This is a genomic window from Streptococcus oralis subsp. oralis (assembly GCF_002096435.1).
GTDB lineage: Bacteria > Bacillota > Bacilli > Lactobacillales > Streptococcaceae > Streptococcus > Streptococcus oralis_AA.
Window position 1 is genome coordinate 104,091 of record NZ_NCUI01000025.1, and the last position, 20,733, is coordinate 124,823.

The 20,733-nt window shown below is 41.0% G+C and carries 22 protein-coding genes; 13 read left to right on the forward strand and 9 right to left on the reverse strand.

The genetic code is table 11. The features are described 5' to 3' along the window. The first annotated feature begins 38 nt into the window (after positions 1 to 38). From trhO to B7723_RS06790, 6 genes are all read left to right on the forward strand, one after another. Positions 39 to 1,025 carry an oxygen-dependent tRNA uridine(34) hydroxylase TrhO gene (gene trhO / locus B7723_RS06765; RefSeq protein WP_061407597.1) on the forward strand — a complete coding sequence of 329 codons (987 nt, stop codon included), beginning with the start codon at positions 39 to 41 and terminating at the stop codon, positions 1,023 to 1,025. 15 nt (positions 1,026 to 1,040) lie between these two features. Further along, complete coding sequence (locus B7723_RS06770) at positions 1,041 to 1,349, forward strand: putative quinol monooxygenase (protein WP_061407594.1); 309 nt, start codon at positions 1,041 to 1,043, stop codon at positions 1,347 to 1,349. Positions 1,350 to 1,534: 185 nt separating this feature from the next. Continuing rightward, the gene (locus tag B7723_RS06775; protein WP_084850055.1) at positions 1,535 to 2,338 is read left to right on the forward strand and encodes a helix-turn-helix transcriptional regulator; all 804 of its coding nucleotides are present in this window, start codon (positions 1,535 to 1,537) and stop codon (positions 2,336 to 2,338) included. Positions 2,339 to 2,394: 56 nt separating this feature from the next. Next, positions 2,395 to 2,808 carry a VOC family protein gene (locus B7723_RS06780; RefSeq protein ID WP_084850054.1) on the forward strand — a complete coding sequence of 138 codons (414 nt, stop codon included), beginning with the start codon at positions 2,395 to 2,397 and terminating at the stop codon, positions 2,806 to 2,808. 9 nt (positions 2,809 to 2,817) lie between these two features. Then, positions 2,818 to 3,180, forward strand: coding sequence for a TfoX/Sxy family protein (locus tag B7723_RS06785; protein WP_084850053.1), 363 nt, complete (start codon positions 2,818 to 2,820; stop codon positions 3,178 to 3,180). A gap of 742 nt (positions 3,181 to 3,922) precedes the next feature. Then, positions 3,923 to 4,783: a DUF4299 family protein gene (locus B7723_RS06790; RefSeq protein ID WP_084850052.1), complete on the forward strand. Its 861-nt coding sequence runs from the start codon at positions 3,923 to 3,925 to the stop codon at positions 4,781 to 4,783. Positions 4,784 to 4,845: 62 nt separating this feature from the next. Here B7723_RS06790 and B7723_RS06795 read toward each other — a convergent pair whose 3' ends face one another. The 5 genes from B7723_RS06795 to B7723_RS06815 all read right to left on the reverse strand — a co-directional run bounded on the left by B7723_RS06795 (position 4,846) and on the right by B7723_RS06815 (position 9,001). Then, a complete protein-coding gene (locus B7723_RS06795) occupies positions 4,846 to 5,808 on the reverse strand; it encodes a DUF6574 domain-containing protein (protein WP_084850051.1) in 963 nt (320 codons plus the stop codon). Positions 5,809 to 5,870: 62 nt separating this feature from the next. Next, a complete protein-coding gene (locus B7723_RS06800; protein WP_084850050.1) occupies positions 5,871 to 6,800 on the reverse strand; it encodes a DUF4097 family beta strand repeat-containing protein in 930 nt (309 codons plus the stop codon). Continuing rightward, positions 6,793 to 7,386: a DUF1700 domain-containing protein gene (locus tag B7723_RS06805; protein ID WP_084850049.1), complete on the reverse strand. Its 594-nt coding sequence runs from the start codon at positions 7,384 to 7,386 to the stop codon at positions 6,793 to 6,795. Before B7723_RS06805 ends, B7723_RS06800 begins: the two co-directional genes overlap by 8 nt. Next, positions 7,373 to 7,699: a PadR family transcriptional regulator gene (locus B7723_RS06810; protein WP_000273860.1), complete on the reverse strand. Its 327-nt coding sequence runs from the start codon at positions 7,697 to 7,699 to the stop codon at positions 7,373 to 7,375. Before B7723_RS06810 ends, B7723_RS06805 begins: the two co-directional genes overlap by 14 nt. Before the next feature lie 135 nt (positions 7,700 to 7,834). Next, positions 7,835 to 9,001, reverse strand: coding sequence for a CynX/NimT family MFS transporter (locus B7723_RS06815; protein WP_084850048.1), 1,167 nt, complete (start codon positions 8,999 to 9,001; stop codon positions 7,835 to 7,837). 221 nt (positions 9,002 to 9,222) lie between these two features. Between B7723_RS06815 and B7723_RS06820 the strand changes: the two genes are divergently transcribed. The 3 genes from B7723_RS06820 (at position 9,223) to B7723_RS06830 (ending at position 12,715) form a co-directional block, all read left to right on the forward strand. After that, positions 9,223 to 10,053, forward strand: a complete 831-nt coding sequence (locus B7723_RS06820; RefSeq protein WP_084850047.1) for a glycosyltransferase — start codon at positions 9,223 to 9,225, stop codon at positions 10,051 to 10,053. Positions 10,054 to 10,128: 75 nt separating this feature from the next. Further along, positions 10,129 to 11,979, forward strand: coding sequence for a nucleoside-diphosphate sugar epimerase/dehydratase (locus tag B7723_RS06825; RefSeq protein ID WP_084850046.1), 1,851 nt, complete (start codon positions 10,129 to 10,131; stop codon positions 11,977 to 11,979). 337 nt (positions 11,980 to 12,316) lie between these two features. After that, entirely contained in the window at positions 12,317 to 12,715 is a 399-nt protein-coding gene (locus B7723_RS06830; protein ID WP_084850045.1) for a DUF805 domain-containing protein, read from the forward strand. A gap of 96 nt (positions 12,716 to 12,811) precedes the next feature. Here the strand turns inward: B7723_RS06830 and B7723_RS06835 are convergent, their stop codons facing one another. Genes B7723_RS06835 through sdaAB form a run of 3 tightly spaced genes read right to left on the reverse strand, consistent with a single transcriptional unit; the run spans position 12,812 to position 15,021 of the window. Beyond that, on the reverse strand, positions 12,812 to 13,441 hold the full coding sequence (locus tag B7723_RS06835; protein WP_084850044.1) for an HAD-IA family hydrolase: 630 nt from the start codon (positions 13,439 to 13,441) through the stop codon (positions 12,812 to 12,814). Between the two features lie 27 nt (positions 13,442 to 13,468). Further along, entirely contained in the window at positions 13,469 to 14,341 is an 873-nt protein-coding gene (gene sdaAA, locus B7723_RS06840) for an L-serine ammonia-lyase, iron-sulfur-dependent, subunit alpha (RefSeq protein ID WP_000500031.1), read from the reverse strand. An 8-nt stretch (positions 14,342 to 14,349) separates the two neighbouring features. Beyond that, entirely contained in the window at positions 14,350 to 15,021 is a 672-nt protein-coding gene (sdaAB, locus tag B7723_RS06845) for an L-serine ammonia-lyase, iron-sulfur-dependent subunit beta (protein WP_000555868.1), read from the reverse strand. 241 nt (positions 15,022 to 15,262) lie between these two features. On the opposite strand from sdaAB, the gene apf reads away from it, so the two are divergent. After that, on the forward strand, positions 15,263 to 15,886 hold the full coding sequence (gene apf / locus B7723_RS06850; protein WP_042767626.1) for an aggregation-promoting factor: 624 nt from the start codon (positions 15,263 to 15,265) through the stop codon (positions 15,884 to 15,886). Between the two features lie 15 nt (positions 15,887 to 15,901). On the opposite strand, the gene B7723_RS06855 is transcribed toward apf, so the two are convergent. Beyond that, positions 15,902 to 16,765, reverse strand: coding sequence for a helix-turn-helix domain-containing protein (locus tag B7723_RS06855; RefSeq protein ID WP_001268190.1), 864 nt, complete (start codon positions 16,763 to 16,765; stop codon positions 15,902 to 15,904). Between the two features lie 183 nt (positions 16,766 to 16,948). On the opposite strand from B7723_RS06855, the gene B7723_RS06860 reads away from it, so the two are divergent. The 3 genes from B7723_RS06860 (at position 16,949) to B7723_RS06870 (ending at position 20,718) form a co-directional block, all read left to right on the forward strand. Next, positions 16,949 to 19,057: a bacteriocin-associated integral membrane family protein gene (locus tag B7723_RS06860; RefSeq protein WP_084850043.1), complete on the forward strand. Its 2,109-nt coding sequence runs from the start codon at positions 16,949 to 16,951 to the stop codon at positions 19,055 to 19,057. After that, positions 19,054 to 19,683, forward strand: a complete 630-nt coding sequence (locus B7723_RS06865; protein WP_084850042.1) for an ABC transporter ATP-binding protein — start codon at positions 19,054 to 19,056, stop codon at positions 19,681 to 19,683. Before B7723_RS06860 ends, B7723_RS06865 begins: the two co-directional genes overlap by 4 nt. A gap of 228 nt (positions 19,684 to 19,911) precedes the next feature. Next, positions 19,912 to 20,718 carry an ABC transporter substrate-binding protein gene (locus B7723_RS06870; protein ID WP_084850041.1) on the forward strand — a complete coding sequence of 269 codons (807 nt, stop codon included), beginning with the start codon at positions 19,912 to 19,914 and terminating at the stop codon, positions 20,716 to 20,718. Positions 20,719 to 20,733: the final 15 nt, after the last annotated feature.

The following is a 20,733-nucleotide window of genomic DNA, read 5'->3' on the forward strand; positions in this document are numbered from 1 at the left end:
ATTCTGAAAATTTAAGAATAGAAAAGAGAACAAATCTTATGGCAAAAGATATTCGTGTCTTACTTTACTACCTTTATACTCCAATTGAAAACGCAGAGCAATTTGCTGCAGACCACTTGGCTTTCTGTAAATCAATCGGTCTTAAAGGCCGTATCCTAGTCGCTGACGAGGGAATTAACGGAACCGTTTCAGGTGATTACGAAACAACTCAAAAATACATGGACTATGTTCACAGCCTCCCAGGCATGGAGGACCTCTGGTTCAAGATTGACGAAGAAAATGAACAAGCCTTCAAGAAGATGTTTGTTCGCTACAAGAAAGAAATTGTCCACCTTGGTTTGGAAGACAACGACTTTGATAATGACATCAACCCACTTGAAACAACAGGTGCTTACTTGTCTCCAAAAGAGTTCAAAGAAGCCCTTCTTGACGAAGATACCGTTGTCCTTGACACACGTAACGATTATGAGTACGACCTAGGACACTTCCGTGGAGCTATTCGCCCAGACATCCGCAACTTCCGTGAGTTGCCACAATGGGTTCGTGATAATAAAGAAAAATTCATGGACAAGCGTGTTGTGGTTTACTGTACAGGTGGCGTTCGCTGTGAGAAATTCTCAGGCTGGATGGTCCGTGAAGGTTACAAAGATGTTGGCCAATTGCACGGAGGAATCGCAACTTACGGTAAAGACCCAGAAGTTCAAGGTGAACTTTGGGATGGGAAAATGTACGTCTTTGACGAGCGTATCGCAGTCGATGTCAACCATGTCAACCCAACCATCGTAGGGAAAGACTGGTTTGATGGAACACCATGTGAACGCTATGTCAACTGTGGAAATCCCTTCTGTAACCGTCGTATCCTAACATCAGAAGAAAATGAAGACAAGTACCTTCGTGGATGCTCACACGAGTGCCGTGTTCACCCACGTAACCGCTATGTTTCAGAAAATGAATTGACACAAGCAGAAGTGGTGGAGCGCTTAGCTGCTATCGGTGAAAGCTTGGAAACAGTGGTAGCTCAGTAATAAGGAGAGATCCTAATGGAAAAATTTTGCGTTTATGGTAAATTAATTGCCAAAGAAGGAAAGGCGCAGGAACTTGCTGCTTATATGCAAGAAGTTGTTAAAGAAATGCAAAATCTTGATACTTGTTTCTGCTATATCTTAGGAGAGAAAGCAGACGAACCCAACAGCATCTATATTTATGAGGTTTGGGAGAGCGAGCAAGCTCACAATGACAGTCTGACCTTGGAAGTTTTTCAAAATCTCATTGCAAAAGCTAGACCCATTATTGCAGGCATGGAAAATTTACATAAGCTGACTATTTTTGATGGTAAGGCAAGTTTCTAAATTCCTAAGAAAATAGAAGAGTTTCTGTTAAATAGTAAATACCAAAAACTTTAGATGCTTCAAGTGTCTAAAGTTTTTTCATTATTTATTTGAAGTTTAGATTTTCATTATTAAGGTTCTGATTTTTTGTCCTTTCTTTATGATGTGATATAATGAGCTTAAATAAATGGGAAAGGAGCAGGTCTATGTCTAAAGCTATCATGGAAGAAGTGGCAGCCTATCTGCGTCAGCATGCAGATGAAGAGCTGAGTCTGACCGATTTGGCTCAGCATTTCCATTATAGTCCTTCCCATCTATCCAGAACTTTCAAGAAAAAGATGGGCTTTTCTATCAAGCAATATGTGGAAGCTCTTAAGATGGAAAAAGGAATTCAGGAGATTGTAGAAGGCCGACAAAATGTGACCGAGACCTCTATGGAAGCTGGTTATGATAGTCTAGGCAGTTTTTCCAATACTTTTAAGCGGCATACTGGACTTTCGCCTAAAAAATACTACCAAGAATCAACCAAGGCTTATGATTTTATGGTAAAACAGCTGGATGAGAAGGGAGCTTTGTTGCATCAGGATCCCGACTGTAAAAGTGGCAATCGGTTGACTGTGACGCTATCTTATCCTGAGGGGTATGAACCACGCCTTAGCTGTGTCGGGTTGTTTAAAACCCGAATACCCAAAGAAGAGCCGGTTATCGGAGTAGCACTGAGTCAGGAGAGCCGGTTTACTTTTGAAAATGTACCCGATGGTCGCTACTATCTTTTGGCCTGTGAATTGCTGGAGGATTTACGCCTAACTAAAAACTATGTCTTGAAGCATAACTTTCGCTGGGGCAGCGATGAGCCTCTCACTTTTGCAGGCGATAGCATCTATCAAGAGGAAATCAGCATGCGCAGGCCCTTGCCCAGTGATCCACCTATTACAGTTAATCTTCCAGTTTTAATCATGCGTTCCCTAGCCAAACAAGCGCAATTGAGAATAAGAAAATTTTTATCCTAATTGATAAACTGATGCTAGAGATTTATTCTCAGATATAAAAAATTGGAGGAACAATAATGAAATTAGACGTGTTTTTAAGTTTTAATGGTCAGGCCGAAGAAGCTTTTCGTTTTTATGCTGACCTTTTTCAGACAGAGATTAAGGGACTTGTCCGAGCCAGTGAGATGATGGATCCAGCTGATCTTCCTGCAGAAAAACGAGATAAGATTGCTTGGATTGCCTTAGATACGGAAAACTTGACCCTGAATGGTGAGGATGTAGGCATTTTTAACGACCTATCTATTCCTAGCAATCATCAGCCCAATCAATGGTTAGTTCTGAGCCTGGACAGTAGAGAAGAAGCCGATGAGCTCTTTGCTAAGCTTGCTGAAGGTGGGCAAATTCTCTATCCTTTAGAGGAACAAGCTTTCGCAGAGTTTTATGGTCGCTTGATTGACCGTTTTGGTATCGGCTGGGATGTGATGAAATGAGGTAGAAGGATGGCATATAGTGAATCCTTAGCCCAGCAAGTCCGTGCCATTTTAGCTACTGAACTTCCTCCTCATGTTTTTGAAGAAGAGGTAGAAGAGAAGAAGATGTTTGGTGGTTTGGCTTTTATGATTCGAGGTAAGATGACCGTGACAGTGAGTTCAGAAAAGGGTCAAGAGCTTGTCATGGTCCGCATCGGTAAGGAACTGGAAAAGCAGACTCTGCCTAAAAATGGTGCCAGTGTGACTTTAATGAAGGGTAGGCTTTATCATGGCTATATTGATTTAGATGGTGAAGCACAAAAAGAACTGTCTTACTGGATTAATCTAGCTTTGTCCTACAATCAGGAGCTGGCACAGCAGGATAAAAAGTAAGAAGAGCTCAGAATGAGTTTTTGCTTTCTTAGAAGTTTATTCATTGCTTTTTTATGAAATTCAGATATATTCTCAGAATATGTATTGATTTTGTGACTTTAATTAGCAAGATTTTATAAAAATAAATCCTTTACGAAGAAATGATGCTAAGAAGGAACATATAGGCAATTAAATTGATAAGCAAATTAAAAAGATCTACAATCATAAAAAGATATATGAGATTATAAAGAAATACTTACCTTTAGTTATAAGCGTAATATAGACGAAATGCTTGAACATCTAAGTTACGACTCCAATTATTCGTGTGGATACTTTGATAATAAGGAAGAAAAAATAAAATTTTCAAAGGTTCAATTTGTAATAATTGATAAGGAAGAGGTTATTTTTGTCTCATCATCTTATGCGTCTTATCCATATTCTTTGAAAGGAATTGGTGGGGGTATATAGAAAATATTTTGAACAAGCATGGCAGTTAGCTACAAAATTAAAGTCAGATAGCAATATAGATAAGGACAGTATAAGCTATATAGAATTTACTTACAGAAAATAAAGACGATTCCTTTGGTCGTCTTTATTGCATTTCTAGGGTGTGTGAATACCGATTACTTTTAGTCTGCTGAATGTCAAGCAATTTTCAGGGGCTGTTTTTCTATGCTTTTTATCTAAAAAACTAAAGTTTGTTTCTGTATCTTTCAGGAAAATAGGTTATACTGTATGTAAACGATTTCAAAGGAGGCCAGTTATGGCGAAAACATTTTTTATCCCAAATAAAGAAAGCATTCTAGGACAACAGGAGATCTTGACTGCCAAGTCTATCTTGGCCTTGGTGGAGGGCTTGGAGTCACACAGTTATGATGCGGTCTATCTCCGTCAGCCCCTCAATCGTCTCGAGTATATCGAGTGTGGGATTGTAGGTCAGTCGCAATTTCTCTTCAAGGTGAACTATGCGGATAGCCGAAAAGGCTATCAAGTGGTGATTCCAGACTTCCTTACCAGAGCGGACTGGGAGATTGTAGAAGCTCTCCTCCAAGCCCTATCAAACAAGTTGGGTGAGGCAGTAGTAGGGCTAGAAGGGTTTGACTTTGAAGATTATTTCCGAGAAACGGTCAAGCATTATCTATCTGACAAAGCGGCTCGTCTAGTCTATTGCCAAGGGCTCTTGACCCCTATCTATCTCAATAAGGAATACCTCGAGAGCTTTTTGGCTGAGGATGGATTGGCACGTTTTGAAGAGCTAGTCAAGAAGGTTCAAGGCTCTAATGCCTACCTTGCCAGTGTGAAATTTTACCCAGATGCTCAAGGCAAGGTGTACGGTATCTATCACCTAGCCCAGGGAGTCAAGACGATTTTGCCAAAGGAACCCTTTGTACCAGCTCCTTATACCGAGCAGCTAGCAGGCAAGGAACTTGTTTGGGAGATTGACCTAGTGGCGATTTCTGGTGATGGTTCAAAAGCCGAAGACTACGAATCCATCGCTCGCTTGGATTACGCAAAATTCCTAGAGTCACTACCAACAGCATTTTACCACCAACTAGATGCCAATCAACTAGAAGTACAAGCCATTTTGGGAAAAGATTTTGAGGAATTGGCAAGCATCGAGTAGGCCTTGTTTAAAAAAGAGTAAGTCTAAAAATCCCTGTCATTGGTCAATGGCAGGGATTTTGGTTAAAAGAAGGTCAGGATGCGAAGGTAGTCCACTGTCAGCGCAAGCTCTGCAATGAAGAAGGGTAAGAGAATGGCGCCATCAAGTAAGACAGCTAGCAGGAAACGATAAAATGGGTCGAGGCTACTGGTCTTACTTGGCTTGCTAATCACAAAGAGATTGCCGAGGGCAAAGATGGCCATGCTTAGAAGAGTGAGGATGCCAGCAAATCGTAAGCCGCCAAAGAGTGCAAAGAAACTTGCTAGAGCCGTTAGGACAAGTGGGATAGCAAAGAGTCTGCTATACCGATCAAAGGCTTCTTGGAATGTGAAGTCGCTCTCCTGGTCCAGTACCCGTCGGACAGTAAAGCCTCCCAGAATGATAGAAAAGTAAAATAGAGCGCTAGCGACCAGAATCGAAAGCCCGGCAAAGAGATCCAAAGGTGGGAGCTGGTTAGGAGAACCATTAGCAATAGAAATCATATAGCCATAGTAGAGGTGCTTGATATGATAGATACTAAAGAAAAGGTTAATCGAAGACAGCAAGGTGAGTAGGGCAAAGACACTATAACGGTGCCTTTGGTCCGTAGTTTTGCTGGTAGTTGGTTCTTGGATAGCATCCAGTAGCCAAGTCCAAAATAGTGCGATTTCTTCTTTGAATCTGGCTGTTTTACGAGGGTCAATATCTGGGATATAGGGGCTTTCTAAAGTCTTGCTGAGGATACTTTTCTCTTTTGCAGGGTTTTCTTGCTTGTGTTCCTCTTCAGCTTTCCCTTCTCCCTCTTCCTCGGTTTGGGCTTCTTCTATCGTTTCGGGAGCTTCCTCCTCATGCGTTTCCGACTCTTTAGGTGAGATAGGAGTTTCTTGGCTTGCTTGTGGTTCAGTATCCACAGTTTCCGAAGTCTCTGGTTGGTCGGGGTGGATTTCCGATTTCGTCTGAGCTGATTTCTTCTCAAGATCGGCGCTTTCAAACCATTCTTGTGTCATGGTGGAACCTCCTTTTTAATGGTCGTTTTCTATCTTTAGACTAGCAGATGAAAGCGTTTTTGTCAATGGTTTCTAGATGGAGAAGAGTACTCTTCTTTAGGTAGGTAGATATCCTGGTTGGCTTTTGCAATGAGCAGGTCCTTGATATCTGCTCTTTCCGTTTTATAAGGGTTGGCAAGTTCATTCTCTTTTTGTCCACGATGTTCTTCTTTGGGTTTCCGATAGATACCGCCATGCTGAGAAGAAATATCTAGATTGATACGGTCGGTCTCTTTCTGGGAGAGAATGAGTTGTAGAGTGGAATAGGCCTCTAGCTCAACCTTGCCGCGAACCTGGATATTTTCAGCATAGATATGTGCTCCCTCCGTCTTGACCTGACTATCTGTCAATTCGGTATCAAAGATATTGATGATATGAGGTGTCGTCAGTGAACTGTTCTTGATAGAACTTTCTGTTAGTTTTAAGAGATGGCCTTTTGTTTTGATGGTTGCATTTTCAAGGTTGGCTTGACGAATATTAGTTTGTCCACGATTGGCTGAGACGGTGATAGCTTGTAGTCTTCTTCCTTTAGGGAGGGAGAGAATGACTTCGTCAAAACGGTGAGAATAGTTGCTGGCAATACGAAGTAGGCCTTCGATTCCTGAACCTAGAAAGCGATGTTGGGAGGCTTGTTTGTCAGTGACGCTCAGTGTTTTGTCACTCATGCCAGTAGTCAGATCGTGACGACCAGACACAGAAGGATGATAGGTGATGTGGATCTTGTCATCTACAGACTCTGTGATGGTTAGGCTATGTTCCTCAAGGGTCAAATCAAGTTTTTCCACTTCACTTCCAAAGGTCACTTCTTCGATACGATTGTCATAGACGGGGTCTTTTGACATGGCAAGCAAACTTTGAATACCATTGGACTGGGCGCCTACAATAATCATGATAAAACCAAGGATTGTAGAAACCACACCAAAAATGAGAAATCCTTTCGTCAATTTACGCATGTCTGTCACCTCTCTTTCCTTTTTTAAGAATCCATTGCACCAAGCGGACGATCAGGAGCCCAAAGAAACGAGCTACATAGGAGATGCCTAATAGAACAAGAGAAGAAGCACCGATAGCAAGCAAACCAGCCCCAAAAATCAAGATAAAGGCGGATTTGGCTTCGACTAGGACGCTAAAACTCTCTACGATAAAGAGTCCGCCCAGTAGGATACCTGTCACAGAGACAGTAAAGAAGGCTAGAATGACGGATGCGGCTGCAATAAAAAGCCCGATAATGGTTAAGATAATTGCAATTCCAACAGGGATTCCGATAGGGGCTGCTAGCAAGGCTAAGAGGGCAAAGTGTAACAGTTGACGGTCATTCTTTTGAGCAGGGGCTTCATTGACTTTTTTGTCGAGGAGGTTAGAGAGGACATCATGAGCCGCTTCTTTTGGGGTTCCTAGACTGGCAATGAGTTCTTCTTCGCCCTCTGGACCTGCATCGTCAAATAGTTCCTTAAAGTAGTCCATAGCTTCGATGCGGTCAGCTTCAGGTAGTTTATGGAGATAGGTTTCTAACTGAGTCAGATAGTCAGTTCTTGTCATGGCGGATACTCCCTTCTATGATGCCGTTGACGGTGTCGGTATAGAGCGTCCACTCTTCTTTTAGAGTAACGAGCTGCTCTACGCCCCGATTAGTCAAGGAGTAGTATTTGCGCATACGCCCCTGAAACTCTCTAGAGTAGGTGGTTAGAAAGCCACTGGCTTCCAATTTTTTGAGAATGGGATAGAGCGTAGATTCTTTGATATTGGCGATGAGCTTAATGGTTTGACTAATCTCATAACCATAAGAATCCCCCTGCTCCAGTACAGCTAAGATGAGAAACTCGATCAAGGCAGAGGATGTTGGGAAGTACATGGGAAACCTCCTTTAAATTATATAAAAATTTTATATATACTCTTTTCAAATATATTGTATCTCAAGTTGAAAGCCCTGTCAAGAAATATGTATAAAAATTTTACATATAAAAAACTCCTAGTAAAAACTAGAAGTTTAGAGGATTTTATCAGCCCGATCCACCATAAAAAGTGAGATAGTCATGATGATATCGATGACTAGAAGGGCAAGGACAGCTGGGATCCAAGATTGGAAAAGTTCAAAACTATAACCAAACAAGGCAGGTCCAAAAGCAGCTAAGATGTAGCCCCCTGTTTGTGCTAGTCCTGATAGCTGAGCGGTCTTTTCAGGAGAACTGGTTTTAAGAGAAAAGCAAACCATGAGGTAGGGGAAGAGGGCACTGCAGGCCGTTCCAATCAAGAGATGGACGACTAACCAGTAGAGGAAATTATTGGCTGGATACAAGAGCATGGCAATTCCCATCATACCAGCGATAGAGATAATTGCCAGCATGGTTTGACGGTGACCATCTGACAGACGAGTCGTCAGACTTGGAACAGTCATTGAAAAAGGAATGCTGATCAGTGAGAAGATAGAAGCGAGGAGAGCCGCATCGCTATTAGAAATACCAGCACTAACAGCCATAGTTGGCAACCAGGTCATGCTTGTATAAAAGAGCAAGGACTGAAGCCCGCCAAAGATAATGATAGCCCAGACATCTTTACTTTTTAGAATATTCTCTTTGACTTGCTTTTCTTTTTGGCTTTCTAGGTGGTGGTTGTGGCGATGATTTGGCAACCAGACTAGCAGAGTGACCAGACAGAGAAAGCTTAGAACGAGGATGAGGCCCTTCCAAGAACTAGCTTGGGTGATAGGGACCGAAAGATATGAAGCGATGGCCGTTGAAACTCCCATGGCAGTGACATAGAGAGTTGTTAGGAAACTAATCTTTTGAGGCTGATTTGCCTGGATCATACTAGGGAGGAGTACATTGAAGATCGCAATGCTTGCTCCGATGATCAGAGTCCCTAGATAGAGAAGGGGAAGATTGAAAATCCGAATGACAGAGCCAATAGTTAAGAGGAGGAGACAGTAAGTAAAGAGATGTTCCAACCCGATTTTTTGTGCCAAGCGGCTTGCAAAAGCAGAGAAAAGAGCAAACATCAAGAGAGGGAGACTGGTTAAAATCCCAAGAGAGCTAACCTCCACTCCTAGTCCCTGAGCAATATCTCCTAAAATGGTTGGAAGAGCAGTAAAAGGAGAGCGTAAAACGATCCCGATTAAGACAATTCCTAGAACAAAAAAGAGTGATTGTTTTTTCATAAAAACCTCGATAGGATGATTTTAATAACAGCTTATTTTAAGGTTTTTTCCTTATAATGTCAAGTAATGGCAGCCAAGACAGTTCAATCAATGGAAGTGAAAATATAGTGAAAAGTGACAGATTTCTTTACTAGAATTTTCCTTGATTTGATATAAAAATAGGAAACTAGGAAATTTTGTGATAAAATAGTGGAAGGAAATCTATACATTGGAGAAAAACTGTGCCTGAAAAGCAAAAAATCAGCGTCTTGATGTCGGTCTATGTAAAGGAAAATCCGACGTTTTTAAGAGATGCTATCAAAAGTGTTCAAAACCAGACCTTGAAACCGAGCGAACTTGTTCTTGTTGAGGACGGGCCGCTCACGCCCGAACTCTATCAGGTGCTAGATGAAGTGGAAGCTCAGTCAGAAATTCCAGTGAAACGTTGCCCCTTAGAACAAAATCAAGGTTTAGGCTTGGCTCTTCGATACGGTGTTTTACAGTGCCAGTATGACATTATTGCCCGCATGGATACGGATGATTTAGCTGTTCCGGATCGTTTTGAGAAACAGCTTCAGCTAATGGAGAAAGAAGATCTCGATCTCTTAGGCGGGCATATCGCAGAGTTCATTGACAATCCAGATGAGATTGTGTCTTATCGTCGTGTTCCAACTCAGCACGCAGACATTGTGGCTTATCAGAGAATGAGAAGCGCCTTTAACCATATGACAGTCATGTTCAAAAAGGACATGGTCCTCAAGGCGGGCAACTATGAAGACGGCCTTTACATGGAGGATGACCTCCTTTGGCTCAATATGATTGCTGCAGGTGCCAAGACTGGGAACCTAGATCAAATCTTGTGTAAGGTTCGTGTCGGTGCAGGGATGTTTGAGCGTCGAGGTGGCTTGCGTTACTTTAAACTCTATCGTCAAGCTCGCCAAAGGATGCTTGAGCGAGGGCAAATTTCTTACATGGAATATGCTAAAAGTGTAGCCATTCAGGCCATTGTTGCACTTTGTCCAGGCTTTGTACGTCAGTTTATCTTCGTCAAACTTTTAAGAAAGAGAAAGTAAGCCCCGATAGACTGAATGATTCAGGTTATCATAACAACAGTATCATCTGACTCTTTTAAGGGGGAGTAAATTCCTATGAATAAAAAACTAACAGATTATGTGATTGATCTGGTTGAAATTTTAAATAAACAGCAAAAACAAGTGTTTTGGGGGATATTCGATATTCTGAGTATGGTGGTTTCCATCATCGTATCTTATATCTTGTTTTATGGCCTTATAAATCCTGCGCCTGTGGATTACGTGATCTACACTCTTTTAGCCTTCCTCCTCTATCAAATCATGATTGCGTTTTGGGGGCTAAATGCTAGTATCAGTCGTTATAGCAAGATTACGGATTTCATGAAAATCTTTTTCGGAGTGATGCTCAGCAGTGTTCTTTCTTATGGAATCTGCTATGCCTTCCTTCCATTGTTTTCTATCCGTTTCATCGTACTCTTCATTTTGTTGAGTACCTTCCTTATCTTGCTTCCTCGTATCACTTGGCAGTTGATTTATTCTAAACGTAAAAAAGGTAGTGGAGATGGAGAACACCGTCGGACCTTCTTGATTGGTGCTGGTGATGGTGGTGCCCTCTTTATGAACAGCTACCAACACCCAACTAGCGACCTTGAGCTAGTGGGGATTTTGGATAACGATGAAAAGAAAAAGGGACAAAAACTAGGTGGAATCCCAGTTTTGGGCTCTTATGATAATCTGCCTGAATTAGCTAAACGTCACCAAATCGAGCGTGTCATCGTAGCGATTCCTTCGCTTGACCCATCAGAGTACGAACGCATCTTGCAGATGTGTAATAAGCTAGGCGTCAAATGTTACAAGATGCCTAAGGTTGAGACAGTCGTTCAAGGACTCCATCAATCAGGCAGTGGCTTCCAGAAAATTGATATCACAGACCTTTTGGGCCGTCAGGAAATTCGTCTTGACGAATCGCGTCTAGGTACTGAGATTACAGGCAAGACTATCCTGGTGACAGGAGCCGGTGGTTCGATTGGTTCGGAGATTTGTCGTCAGGTTAGCCGCTTCAATCCCGAGCGTATCATTTTGCTTGGACATGGTGAAAACTCAATCTATCTCGTTTATCATGAATTAATCCGTACATTCCAAGGGATTGATTATGTTCCTGTTATTGCAGATATTCAGGACTATGACCGTCTCTTGCAGGTGTTTGAGCAGTATAAACCAGCCATCGTCTATCATGCTGCAGCCCACAAACACGTTCCGATGATGGAGCGCAATCCAAAAGAAGCCTTCAAGAACAATATCCTCGGTACCTACAATGTTGCCAAGGCTGTTGATGAGGCCAAAGTACCTAAGATGGTTATGATTTCGACTGACAAGGCGGTCAATCCACCCAATGTTATGGGTGCAACTAAGCGCGTGGCAGAATTGATTGTCACTGGCTTTAACCAACGTAGTAAATCAACCTACTGTGCAGTTCGTTTTGGGAATGTTCTCGGTAGTCGTGGTAGTGTGATTCCTGTCTTTGAACGTCAGATTGCTGAAGGTGGCCCTGTAACAGTGACAGACTTCCGTATGACACGTTACTTCATGACCATTCCAGAGGCTAGCCGTCTAGTAATCCATGCTGGTGCTTATGCCAAGGACGGAGAAGTCTTTATCCTCGATATGGGCAAACCAGTCAAGATCTATGACTTGGCTAAGAAAATGGTCCTTCTAAGTGGACACACAGAAAGTGAAATTCCAATCGTTGAAGTCGGTATCCGACCAGGTGAAAAACTCTATGAAGAACTCTTGGTTTCGACCGAATTGGTTGATAACCAAGTCATGGACAAGATTTTCGTTGGTAAGGTAAATGTCATGCCACTAGAAGCGATTGATCAAAAGATTGAAGAGTTCCGTTCACTCAGCGGAGATGAGCTCAAAGAAGCCATCATTTCCTTTGCAAATGAAACAACCCATGCTGAGTAAGAGTGTCCATCTACCTTCATAATGAAACAGCTATCGCCAGTTTTCTGAGAGAATCGGAAAGCTGGTTTTTAGAATAGCAAACTAGAGATGGATCTACCTACCACATGAAAATTTCCCTCATTAAAAGAAATTCGCAGCAGTTGATAGATGTATAGATATGCGACAGTGTGATAAAGCGTTTTCTAATGGCTTTCTGGTTCAATAAAAATTATAGGAGAGTAATTGCTGAGCTCGAGAGAAATCTTTGCATACTCCATTAGCTTGATATCCCGATAGACCTTGTAAATTATGATAAAATATGGTAAACTATACAAATAAAAATAAAGGAGATTATTGTATGTTTAATGCTTATAAGAACTTTTGGAAGGGTTATGTTAACTTTACTGGTCGTTCGACTCGTTCGGAGTACTGGTGGATTTATTTTACGAACTTATTAATCTGTCTTCCTGCTTATACGAAATATCATGCTGTAGTGTCAACTCGTCCGTATAACTTGGAGGCACTCCGTAGTTTACAAGCTATGAGCGGTTTTTACTTCTTTTTAGCGGCTATTCTCATGTTGCCTTCTATCGCCGTGACTGTTCGTCGCTTACGGGATGCTGGTTTCCACTGGGCCTTTATCTTCATTGGTTTGGTTCCTATCGTTGGAGCGATTGCTCTTATTGTGATGCTTGCTTGGCCAAGTAAGAAGGATGAAGATACAGATACTGAAGAACAGGATCAAATTACTGCTTAATCATGGAGTTGATTCCTTCTGATAGTAACAACATATAAAAAATTACTCCTCAACCTAGTTCACTAGTGTTAGGAGTATTTTTGTATATTGTATTATTTATAGTTGCTTAATGATATCATAAATGGTACGGGCGATCCAGTCAGGCTGATAGCTGAGTAAATCAGCCTCTTCTCCAAATCCCCAAGTAACAGCGAACTTTTTAATACCAGTTTCTTGAGCTCCAATCATATCAAACTTGGTATCCCCAATGATGAGGACTTGGTCTGCAGGCAGTTGATGCATATGCAAGGCGTAACGGATGACATCCGCCTTGTGTGGCGTTTCAGGACTAGAACCGTAAATGCCATCAAAGAAATGATGGATTCCCAGATTTTTAGTCATATCATGAGCAGTAGGAGTATTCTTTGTTGTAGTGATGTAGAGAGGGTAGTTTTGCGAAAACTCTTGAAGCAATTCCGTTATTCGGGGGAAGAGTTGGGCTTCGTGGATTCCTTTTTCCTTGTAGTAAGAACGATAGATTTGAACAGCTTCTGAGATTTGTTCCTTGGGAAGACATGTTGCAAAACTACTTTCAAGGGGCGGTCCCATAAAACCACGAATGGTTTTGGCATCAGGGCTTGGAACTCCTAGCTCTTTAAAGGTATGGGTAAAGGCATTGTGGATCCCGATGGAACTATCAACCAGGGTTCCGTCTAGATCAAAAAAGATTGCTGAGATAGAGGGCATAGTTTCTCCTAATAGATATAGATAAGCTTATTCTCCGAAGATTTCTTTTTGTAGGCGGCGACCAGTAGGTGTAGCGGCGAGTCCACCCTCAGCTGTTTCACGAAAGGCAGTTGGAAGACTAGATCCGACTTGGTACATGGCATCGATGACTTCGTCAACAGGGATCTTAGACTCGATACCTGCCAAGGCCATGTCTGCTGCGATAAAGGCAAAGCTGGCCCCCATGGCATTGCGCTTAACACAGGGAACTTCAACCAAACCAGCGACGGGGTCGCAGATGAGGCCCAGCATATTTTTAATGACAAAGGCGATGGCTTGGCTAGCTTGATAGGGCGTTCCACCTGCAGCCAAGGTCAAGGCTGCGGCACTCATGGCAGAGGCAGAGCCAACCTCGGCCTGACAGCCACCTTCAGCGCCTGAGATAGAGGCATTGTTTGCGATGACTAGTCCAAAGGCACCAGCAGCAAAGAGGAAATCCAGCTGTTCTTCGTGGCTAAGGTCTAATTTTTGGATAGCAGCAGTGAGGACGGCTGGCAGACAGCCAGCACTTCCTGCGGTTGGAGTGGCACAGACCAAGCCCATCTTCGCATTGTGTTCATTGACCGCGATGGCATTACGGGCTGCTGATAGGATGGTAAAGTCCGACAAGGCCTTGCCACTTTTGAGATGGCGGTCTAGTTTGGCCGCGTCTCCACCCGTTAAGCCACTACGGGATTTATTTTCACTGAGACCGAGCTCGACAGAGGCTTTCATGACTTCTAGATTGCGTTCCATGAGGAGGAGAACTTCTGGCCGTTCTCGACCGGTTAGTTGATATTCTGTCGCAATCATGAGTTCTGCGACATTTCCTTGGAAGTCTAGATCTGCTTGCTCAACCAATTCTTTGATAGAATAAAACATGTTTCCTCCTACTTAAAGAAATTGACATTGTGGAGATGAGGGATTTTTCGGATTTCTTCAATCGCCTCTTCGCAACTTCGACTATCGACTTCGATAATCATGATGGCTTTTTCTCCAGCTTTTTCTCGAGTCACATTCATCTGAGCGATATTGATATCAAAACGAGAGAGGGCTTCAGTAACATGGGCAATCATACCCGGAACATCCTGATGCACGATAATAATGGTTGGTGTGTTCATGTTGAGAGAGACAGCAAAGCCGTTAAGCTCCGTAACCTGGATATTTCCCCCACCGATGGAAATTCCTGTCACACTGATGGACTTGTGTTCATTCTTCACAGTAATTTTAGTGGTGTTAGGATGAGGAGCGTTGCTGTCTTTCTGAATGGTCCAGACAATCTTGATACCGCGTTTATGGGCAATCTCTAGGCTATTTGGAATGTCGGGATCGTCTGTATCCATACCTAATATACCAGCGACGAGAGCGAGGTCAGTTCCATGACCACGGTAGGTTTTGGCAAATGAGTTAAATAATTGGAATTCGACTTCTGTCGGCGTATCATCAAAGATGGAAGAGACGATTTTCCCGATGCGAACAGCTCCAGCAGTATGGCTACTTGATGGGCCAATCATGACAGGCCCGATAATGTCAAAGACAGATTGAAAACGAAGTGAGTGCATCTGTTTCCCCTTACAAAGATTCTTATATCTATTATATCAAAGAATGGACCTCTGCGCTTATTTCCCTTATCAAAAGCTTAAAATGATTAAAGATAGTATAAAATAAGGTCTTTTGTGACAAAAACCTCCGTAAAACGGTAAATATAAAACATTTTTGTAATATTTCTACATAAAACCGTTAAACAACGGTAACATTTAAAAGGTATCATAGATATATCCAATGGAAGGAGAATTTTTAGATATGTCATTAACAACTAAAAAAATTAAAACAACTATCGCAGGAGTAGCAGCTTTGCTTGCTTTCTTTGCTCCATCACTTGCATCTGCTCAAGAAACTGTAACTTACACAGTTAAATCAGGTGATACTCTTTCAGAAATCGCTGAGAAGTACAACACAACTGTTGAAAAATTGGCGGCAAAAAACAACATTAAAGATATTCACCTTATCTATGTTGACCAAGTTTTGGTTATCGAAGGAACAGCTTCTACTGTAGCTCCAGCAGCAACAACGGAAGAAACAGCTCCAGTAGCTACAGAAACAGTTGAAGAAGCTCCAGCAGCAACAACAACTTATGAAGCCCCAGCTGCACCTGCAACTCCAGCAGCAGAAAGCAACACTGCAGCAGCTTCTACTGTAAGTGGTTCTGAAGCAGAAGCCAAAGAATGGATCGCTCAAAAAGAATCAGGTGGTAGCTACACTGCTACAAACGGACGTTACATCGGACGTTACCAATTGACAGATTCATACTTGAACGGTGACTACTCAGCTGAAAACCAAGAACGTGTAGCAGATGCCTACGTTGCAGGACGTTACGGTTCATGGACAGCTGCCAAGAACTTCTGGCTTAACAACGGTTGGTATTAAGAATACAAGAGTCCTTTAGGGCTCTTTTTTGTTTACAAAGATGTTAACTTCTCGCTCTAGCTCTGTTAGTAAGTGTTCATCTTCTACTAGTTTAGCTAAGGAGAGTCCATTCTGTATCAACTGAGCATCATTAGCACAAATGCCGATACGAATATAGGAAAACGCAAGTGTATCGTACTGTTTGCTTGCTTTTGCCTCCTCTAAGAGAGTGTAGCAAAGCTGTTTGCAAAGCAACTTATCGCCATTGTAAAGATAAAGAGTTGAGAGATTCAGAAGCAACATCATACGAAGCTGAAAGACAGGACTATAGTGTTTATAAACCTCTAGTCGTTCGAGAATTTTTTCGGTAATCTGATGAATATACTCCATAGGAAAAGCAAAGAGAATGGTATTAAGGACTTTGAGGTCACTCTCATACCAAGTATCTTGTTTCTCAATCTTATCCCATAATCTGTTTACAATGTTGTCAACCTTACTTGACAATTTTTCTATCCCATTTTCACGGATGTAGATAACGATTTCGAGCATATCTTGCAACTGCTGGATGGGAAAATCATGATGTGTTTTTAGATAATGTTGGCATTTTTTGAGTAATTTACTTAAGTCGCTCGTACCACTAATAGAAGCCATTTTTAGAAAAGTCTGCATGATAGTTGATCGTTCACTTGGGTGGTAGAGATGGCAAATATATTCAAACTCTTCAAAACTCATATTAATTTGCTGGAGAAGAAATTCCATATTCTCATATTTTGGAGTTGTCTTGCCACTTTCTATTTTTGATAGGCTGGTTCTTGAGAGAACACCCCCACAGACCTCTTCTTGGGTCAGTCCTTTTGACTCACGGATTTCTTTATAAACATTTCCAAAATCGTAGCGCATGATTTCCTCCTTATTTGTGAAAAAAGTTAACAGAAAATAGAAACTGATTAAAAATATTGTATCATAGTAGTATAAAAAGTAAAAAAGGAAGCTAAAATAATTTGTGAAAAAGGCTAACAAATTTTACGACAAGGTATATTGTATTTTATAATCAAGATGATAAAGTACTGAGGAGGTATCTTTATGAAAAAAATCAGTAATTTCTGTATGTTACTCCTGCTTTTGTGTACCACTTTTTTTGTTTTTAATATAAACTACACACGAGAAGTGGTGCGGATTCGGGAAATGGGAAAGACTGTAGATTCTTTGGATTTGTATTTGAAAGATATTAACGAACCTGCAGCATCTGTACTTCGATTTTTTGAGGATGTATCAAAGGAATACAAAGTTTCCATCATCAAAACAGACAGTGGTGATGAGGTGGTCAAGTCTGGTGTTTTTGATAAAGATACCTTCCCCTACCAAGAGTTTGGACTTTCTTCCCTTGATTTTACAGAAGATGGCGAGGGAGTCTACAGTAATAAGGATCTTTCTAATAAACTTGGTACGATTCCGACCTTTCTAAAAGCCAAGTCTATTCAGCTTATGACTTTTCAAACCTATATCAAGGATACATCTCATAGTTTAAATGGTCGCTATACGATAACTTCTACACAAGAGATGGACAAGGATGGGATTGTAAAGAAATGGAGCGATTTTTTCAAGACAGACCAGGCGACCTTGCTAAAGCCGACCTATAAAAGTGCAGTGGAAGTCATAAATCGAGATTTGCTTTTATCTGCCATTGTTTTTGTCTTGGCTATTTTGCTTCTTGTCTTAGTAACAGTGTATCAGCCTATGATGGAAATGAAAAGAGTTGGGGTACAAAAATTACTTGGTTTTCAAGATCGGGCTGTTTTAGCTGATGTTGTGAAAGGCAACCTCTACCTCCTCCTAGGTGGGGCGCTTGTGATCAATCTAGGAGTGTGTTTCTTGCTTGATTACAAGCCAAAAGATTTGTTCCCAATGTTATGGTTGTCGCATTTTTTGCTTTTGCAACTTTATCTCTTTATCAGTTGGTTGACCTATCTCTTAATCCAAAAAATGACAATCAGCTCTCTGCTGAAAAGTTTTTCATCTTTCAAATTTGGTTTACTCTTTAATTATTTGATGAAAATTGGAACGACCATTTTACTGACAGTCTTGCTAGTTGGGGTAGGAAAAAGTTTGGAGCAAGAAAACAAAGAGTTGGATTACCAGAAACAGTGGATCAGTCAAGGAAATTATCTGACCTTGGAAACTTTCCAACTCAATGATAACTTGTGGCAAGAGCAGTTGGCAGGCTCAGGGCAGGCAGTAGATTATTTCTATCGATTTTATCAGGATTTGGTAGAAAAAACGCAGGCGGGCTATGTGCAAACTAGCAACCTGCCTATAAAAAATTTTGCCACTGCAGAACAAGTGCAGCGGTATCAACTGGCTGATATGCTAACTGTTTACTATGCCAATCGTCATTTTTTAGAAAGTCAGGGATTCAAGTTACCAGATACCGGCGCAAAAAAAGTTATTTTGATGCCAGCAAGTACGAAAGGTGAAGAAGATAAAAATCAGCTCTTGGGAAAATTAATTGCCTATCTTTCGATGAAGTATGAAGAGCAGCAAAAACGAACGATAGAGGAGATGGATGTCGAGATTGCCTATTATGAAGGAGATTGGTCGTTCTTTCCATATAGTGATAGGCGAAAGGAAAATCTCTACAATCCAATTATTAGCTTGGTCAATGATTCTGATATGATGTGGGATGAAAAAGCTTCCCTGTCAACAACAGGTTTAAATAATCCCATTAAAATCGAAAATACAGCTCAACATCAAAAAGAGGTGACAGCGTTAGTTGAGAAATTATCAGATGGGAATTATTTAAAATTTTCATCTATTCAAGCCATTCAACAAGATAAAGTAGATTCTTATCGAGATGCTGTTCGGAATTTCAACATACTCTTTGCTTTGGTTGGTCTTCTTAGTATGATGATTTCCTACTTCTTACTAGTAACAACTTTCTTGTTGAAGCGAACAGATATTATTACCAAGAAGTTTATGGGTTGGAAATTGATAGATCGGTATCGTTCCTTGCTGGGTCTTCTATTAGCCGTTTATAGTCTTCCTTTTATGGTTTTGCTATTCTTTACACAGGCACTTTTCCCGCTCCTACTTTTTGCAGGATTTACAGGCTTAGATATCCTGTTTGTGCTTTTCTTGGGCTCTAAGATGGAACAAAGAAATGTAGTGCAGTTATTGAAAGGGGATCACTTATGATAAAGTTGGAAAATGTTACGAAAACCATTGGGAAAAAAGTTATTTTGGAGAACTTATCTCTAAAAATTAACCAAGGAGATTTAGTTGCCATTGTTGGGAAAAGTGGCAGTGGCAAGTCAACCTTGTTAAATCTTTTGGGTTTGATAGATGGCGATTACAGTGGACATTATGAAATTTTCGGTCAGCAAAATGTACCTGTCAATTCTGTTAAGTCGCAAGCGATTATCCGCGAACATATCTCCTATCTGTTTCAAAACTTTGCTCTGATTGATAATGAAACGGTAGAGTATAATCTCATGCTCGCTCTAAAGTATGTAAAATTATCCAAGAAGGACAAAGTCAAAAAGATAGAAGAAATTTTAGAGAGAGTGGGGTTGCCATTAATTCTACATCAAAAGGTTTCAGAGTTATCTGGAGGAGAACAGCAGCGAATCGCAGTTGCTAGAGCCATTTTAAAACCCAGCCAGCTCCTTTTAGCAGATGAACCAACCGGTTCTCTAGATCCTGAAAATCGAGATTTGGTTTTGAACTTTCTCTTAGATATGAACAAGGAAGGTAAAACGGTCATTATCGTTACCCACGATGCCTATGTGGCCGAACAGTGCCATCGAGTCATTAAATTGTGAAAGAGAATGTGGAGAGTTCGTTGCTCTCTTCATCTTACTTGTAATTGGACAATTGTATTTTTAAAAAAATAAATAGTATAAATAAGCTTATTATGTGTAAAAATATATCATATAATAAGCTTTTTCTTGATTAAAATGAAATAAAATACAGTTCTTTCTTGACAAACAAGGATGAAAGGTGTAATATTTATACAATAATAAAGTATAAAAATAAAAGGAGGCTCTTCTATGAATAAAGTGAAGAAGGTGTTGATGACGATGTTTGGTTTGCTTATGTTTCCCTTATTATTTGCTTGTAGTAACACTCAATCCCAAGGTGTTGAAGCCATTAAGGCTAAAGGAAAATTGGTGGTGGCCCTAAATCCAGAGTTTGCTCCATTTGAATACCAGAAATTGGTTGATGGGAAAAATCAGATTGTAGGTTCAGATGTTGAGCTAGCCAAAGCCATCGCAAAGGAACTAGGTGTAGAAGTGGAGTTCTCTCCAATGAGTTTTGACAATGTACTGGCTAGTCTTGATTCAGGTAAGGCCGATCTTGCCATATCAGGTATTTCTAAAACGGAAGAGAGAAGTCAAGTTTACGATTTTTCAATTCCCTACTACACTTCAAAAAATAAGGTTATCGTAAGAAAATCTGAATTAACGAATTACCAATCAGTCAAGGATTTGGCCCAGAAAAAGGTTGGAGCGCAGAAAGGTTCTATCCAGGAAACTCTGGCTAAAGAAACCTTGCAGGATTCTTCTCTCGTTTCACTTCCTAAAAATGGAAATTTAATAACAGATTTGAAATCAGGGCAACTGGATGCGGTTATCTTTGAGGAACCAGTGGCGAAAGGATTTGTAGAGAATAATCCAGACCTAGCCATCGCTGAGTTTGATTTTGACAATGACAAAGAAGATTCCTACGCTGTTGCGATGAAAAAAGACAGTAAAGAATTAAAAGATGCGGTTGACAAAACCATCCAGAAGTTGAAGGATTCTGGGGAGTTGGACAAATTGATTGACGATGCTTTTAAAGCCTCTATCGAAAAATAGAAAGAAGGAAGAGAA

Coding starts and splice junctions, on each gene's coding strand:
- B7723_RS06825 (WP_084850046.1), top strand. CDS start 10,129: ATGAATAAAAAACTAACAGATTATGTGATTGATCTGGTTGAAATTTTA.
- B7723_RS06870 (WP_084850041.1), top strand. CDS start 19,912: ATGAATAAAGTGAAGAAGGTGTTGATGACGATGTTTGGTTTGCTTATG.
- B7723_RS06865 (WP_084850042.1), top strand. CDS start 19,054: ATGATAAAGTTGGAAAATGTTACGAAAACCATTGGGAAAAAAGTTATT.
- B7723_RS06800 (WP_084850050.1), bottom strand. CDS start 6,800: ATGCGTAAATTGACGAAAGGATTTCTCATTTTTGGTGTGGTTTCTACA.
- B7723_RS06810 (WP_000273860.1), bottom strand. CDS start 7,699: ATGTACTTCCCAACATCCTCTGCCTTGATCGAGTTTCTCATCTTAGCT.
- B7723_RS06830 (WP_084850045.1), top strand. CDS start 12,317: ATGTTTAATGCTTATAAGAACTTTTGGAAGGGTTATGTTAACTTTACT.
- B7723_RS06775 (WP_084850055.1), top strand. CDS start 1,535: ATGTCTAAAGCTATCATGGAAGAAGTGGCAGCCTATCTGCGTCAGCAT.
- sdaAA (WP_000500031.1), bottom strand. CDS start 14,341: ATGTTTTATTCTATCAAAGAATTGGTTGAGCAAGCAGATCTAGACTTC.
- trhO (WP_061407597.1), top strand. CDS start 39: ATGGCAAAAGATATTCGTGTCTTACTTTACTACCTTTATACTCCAATT.
- B7723_RS06790 (WP_084850052.1), top strand. CDS start 3,923: ATGGCGAAAACATTTTTTATCCCAAATAAAGAAAGCATTCTAGGACAA.
- B7723_RS06860 (WP_084850043.1), top strand. CDS start 16,949: ATGAAAAAAATCAGTAATTTCTGTATGTTACTCCTGCTTTTGTGTACC.
- apf (WP_042767626.1), top strand. CDS start 15,263: ATGTCATTAACAACTAAAAAAATTAAAACAACTATCGCAGGAGTAGCA.
- B7723_RS06785 (WP_084850053.1), top strand. CDS start 2,818: ATGGCATATAGTGAATCCTTAGCCCAGCAAGTCCGTGCCATTTTAGCT.
- sdaAB (WP_000555868.1), bottom strand. CDS start 15,021: ATGCACTCACTTCGTTTTCAATCTGTCTTTGACATTATCGGGCCTGTC.
- B7723_RS06805 (WP_084850049.1), bottom strand. CDS start 7,386: ATGACAAGAACTGACTATCTGACTCAGTTAGAAACCTATCTCCATAAA.
- B7723_RS06780 (WP_084850054.1), top strand. CDS start 2,395: ATGAAATTAGACGTGTTTTTAAGTTTTAATGGTCAGGCCGAAGAAGCT.
- B7723_RS06855 (WP_001268190.1), bottom strand. CDS start 16,765: ATGCGCTACGATTTTGGAAATGTTTATAAAGAAATCCGTGAGTCAAAA.
- B7723_RS06795 (WP_084850051.1), bottom strand. CDS start 5,808: ATGACACAAGAATGGTTTGAAAGCGCCGATCTTGAGAAGAAATCAGCT.
- B7723_RS06835 (WP_084850044.1), bottom strand. CDS start 13,441: ATGCCCTCTATCTCAGCAATCTTTTTTGATCTAGACGGAACCCTGGTT.
- B7723_RS06815 (WP_084850048.1), bottom strand. CDS start 9,001: ATGAAAAAACAATCACTCTTTTTTGTTCTAGGAATTGTCTTAATCGGG.
- B7723_RS06770 (WP_061407594.1), top strand. CDS start 1,041: ATGGAAAAATTTTGCGTTTATGGTAAATTAATTGCCAAAGAAGGAAAG.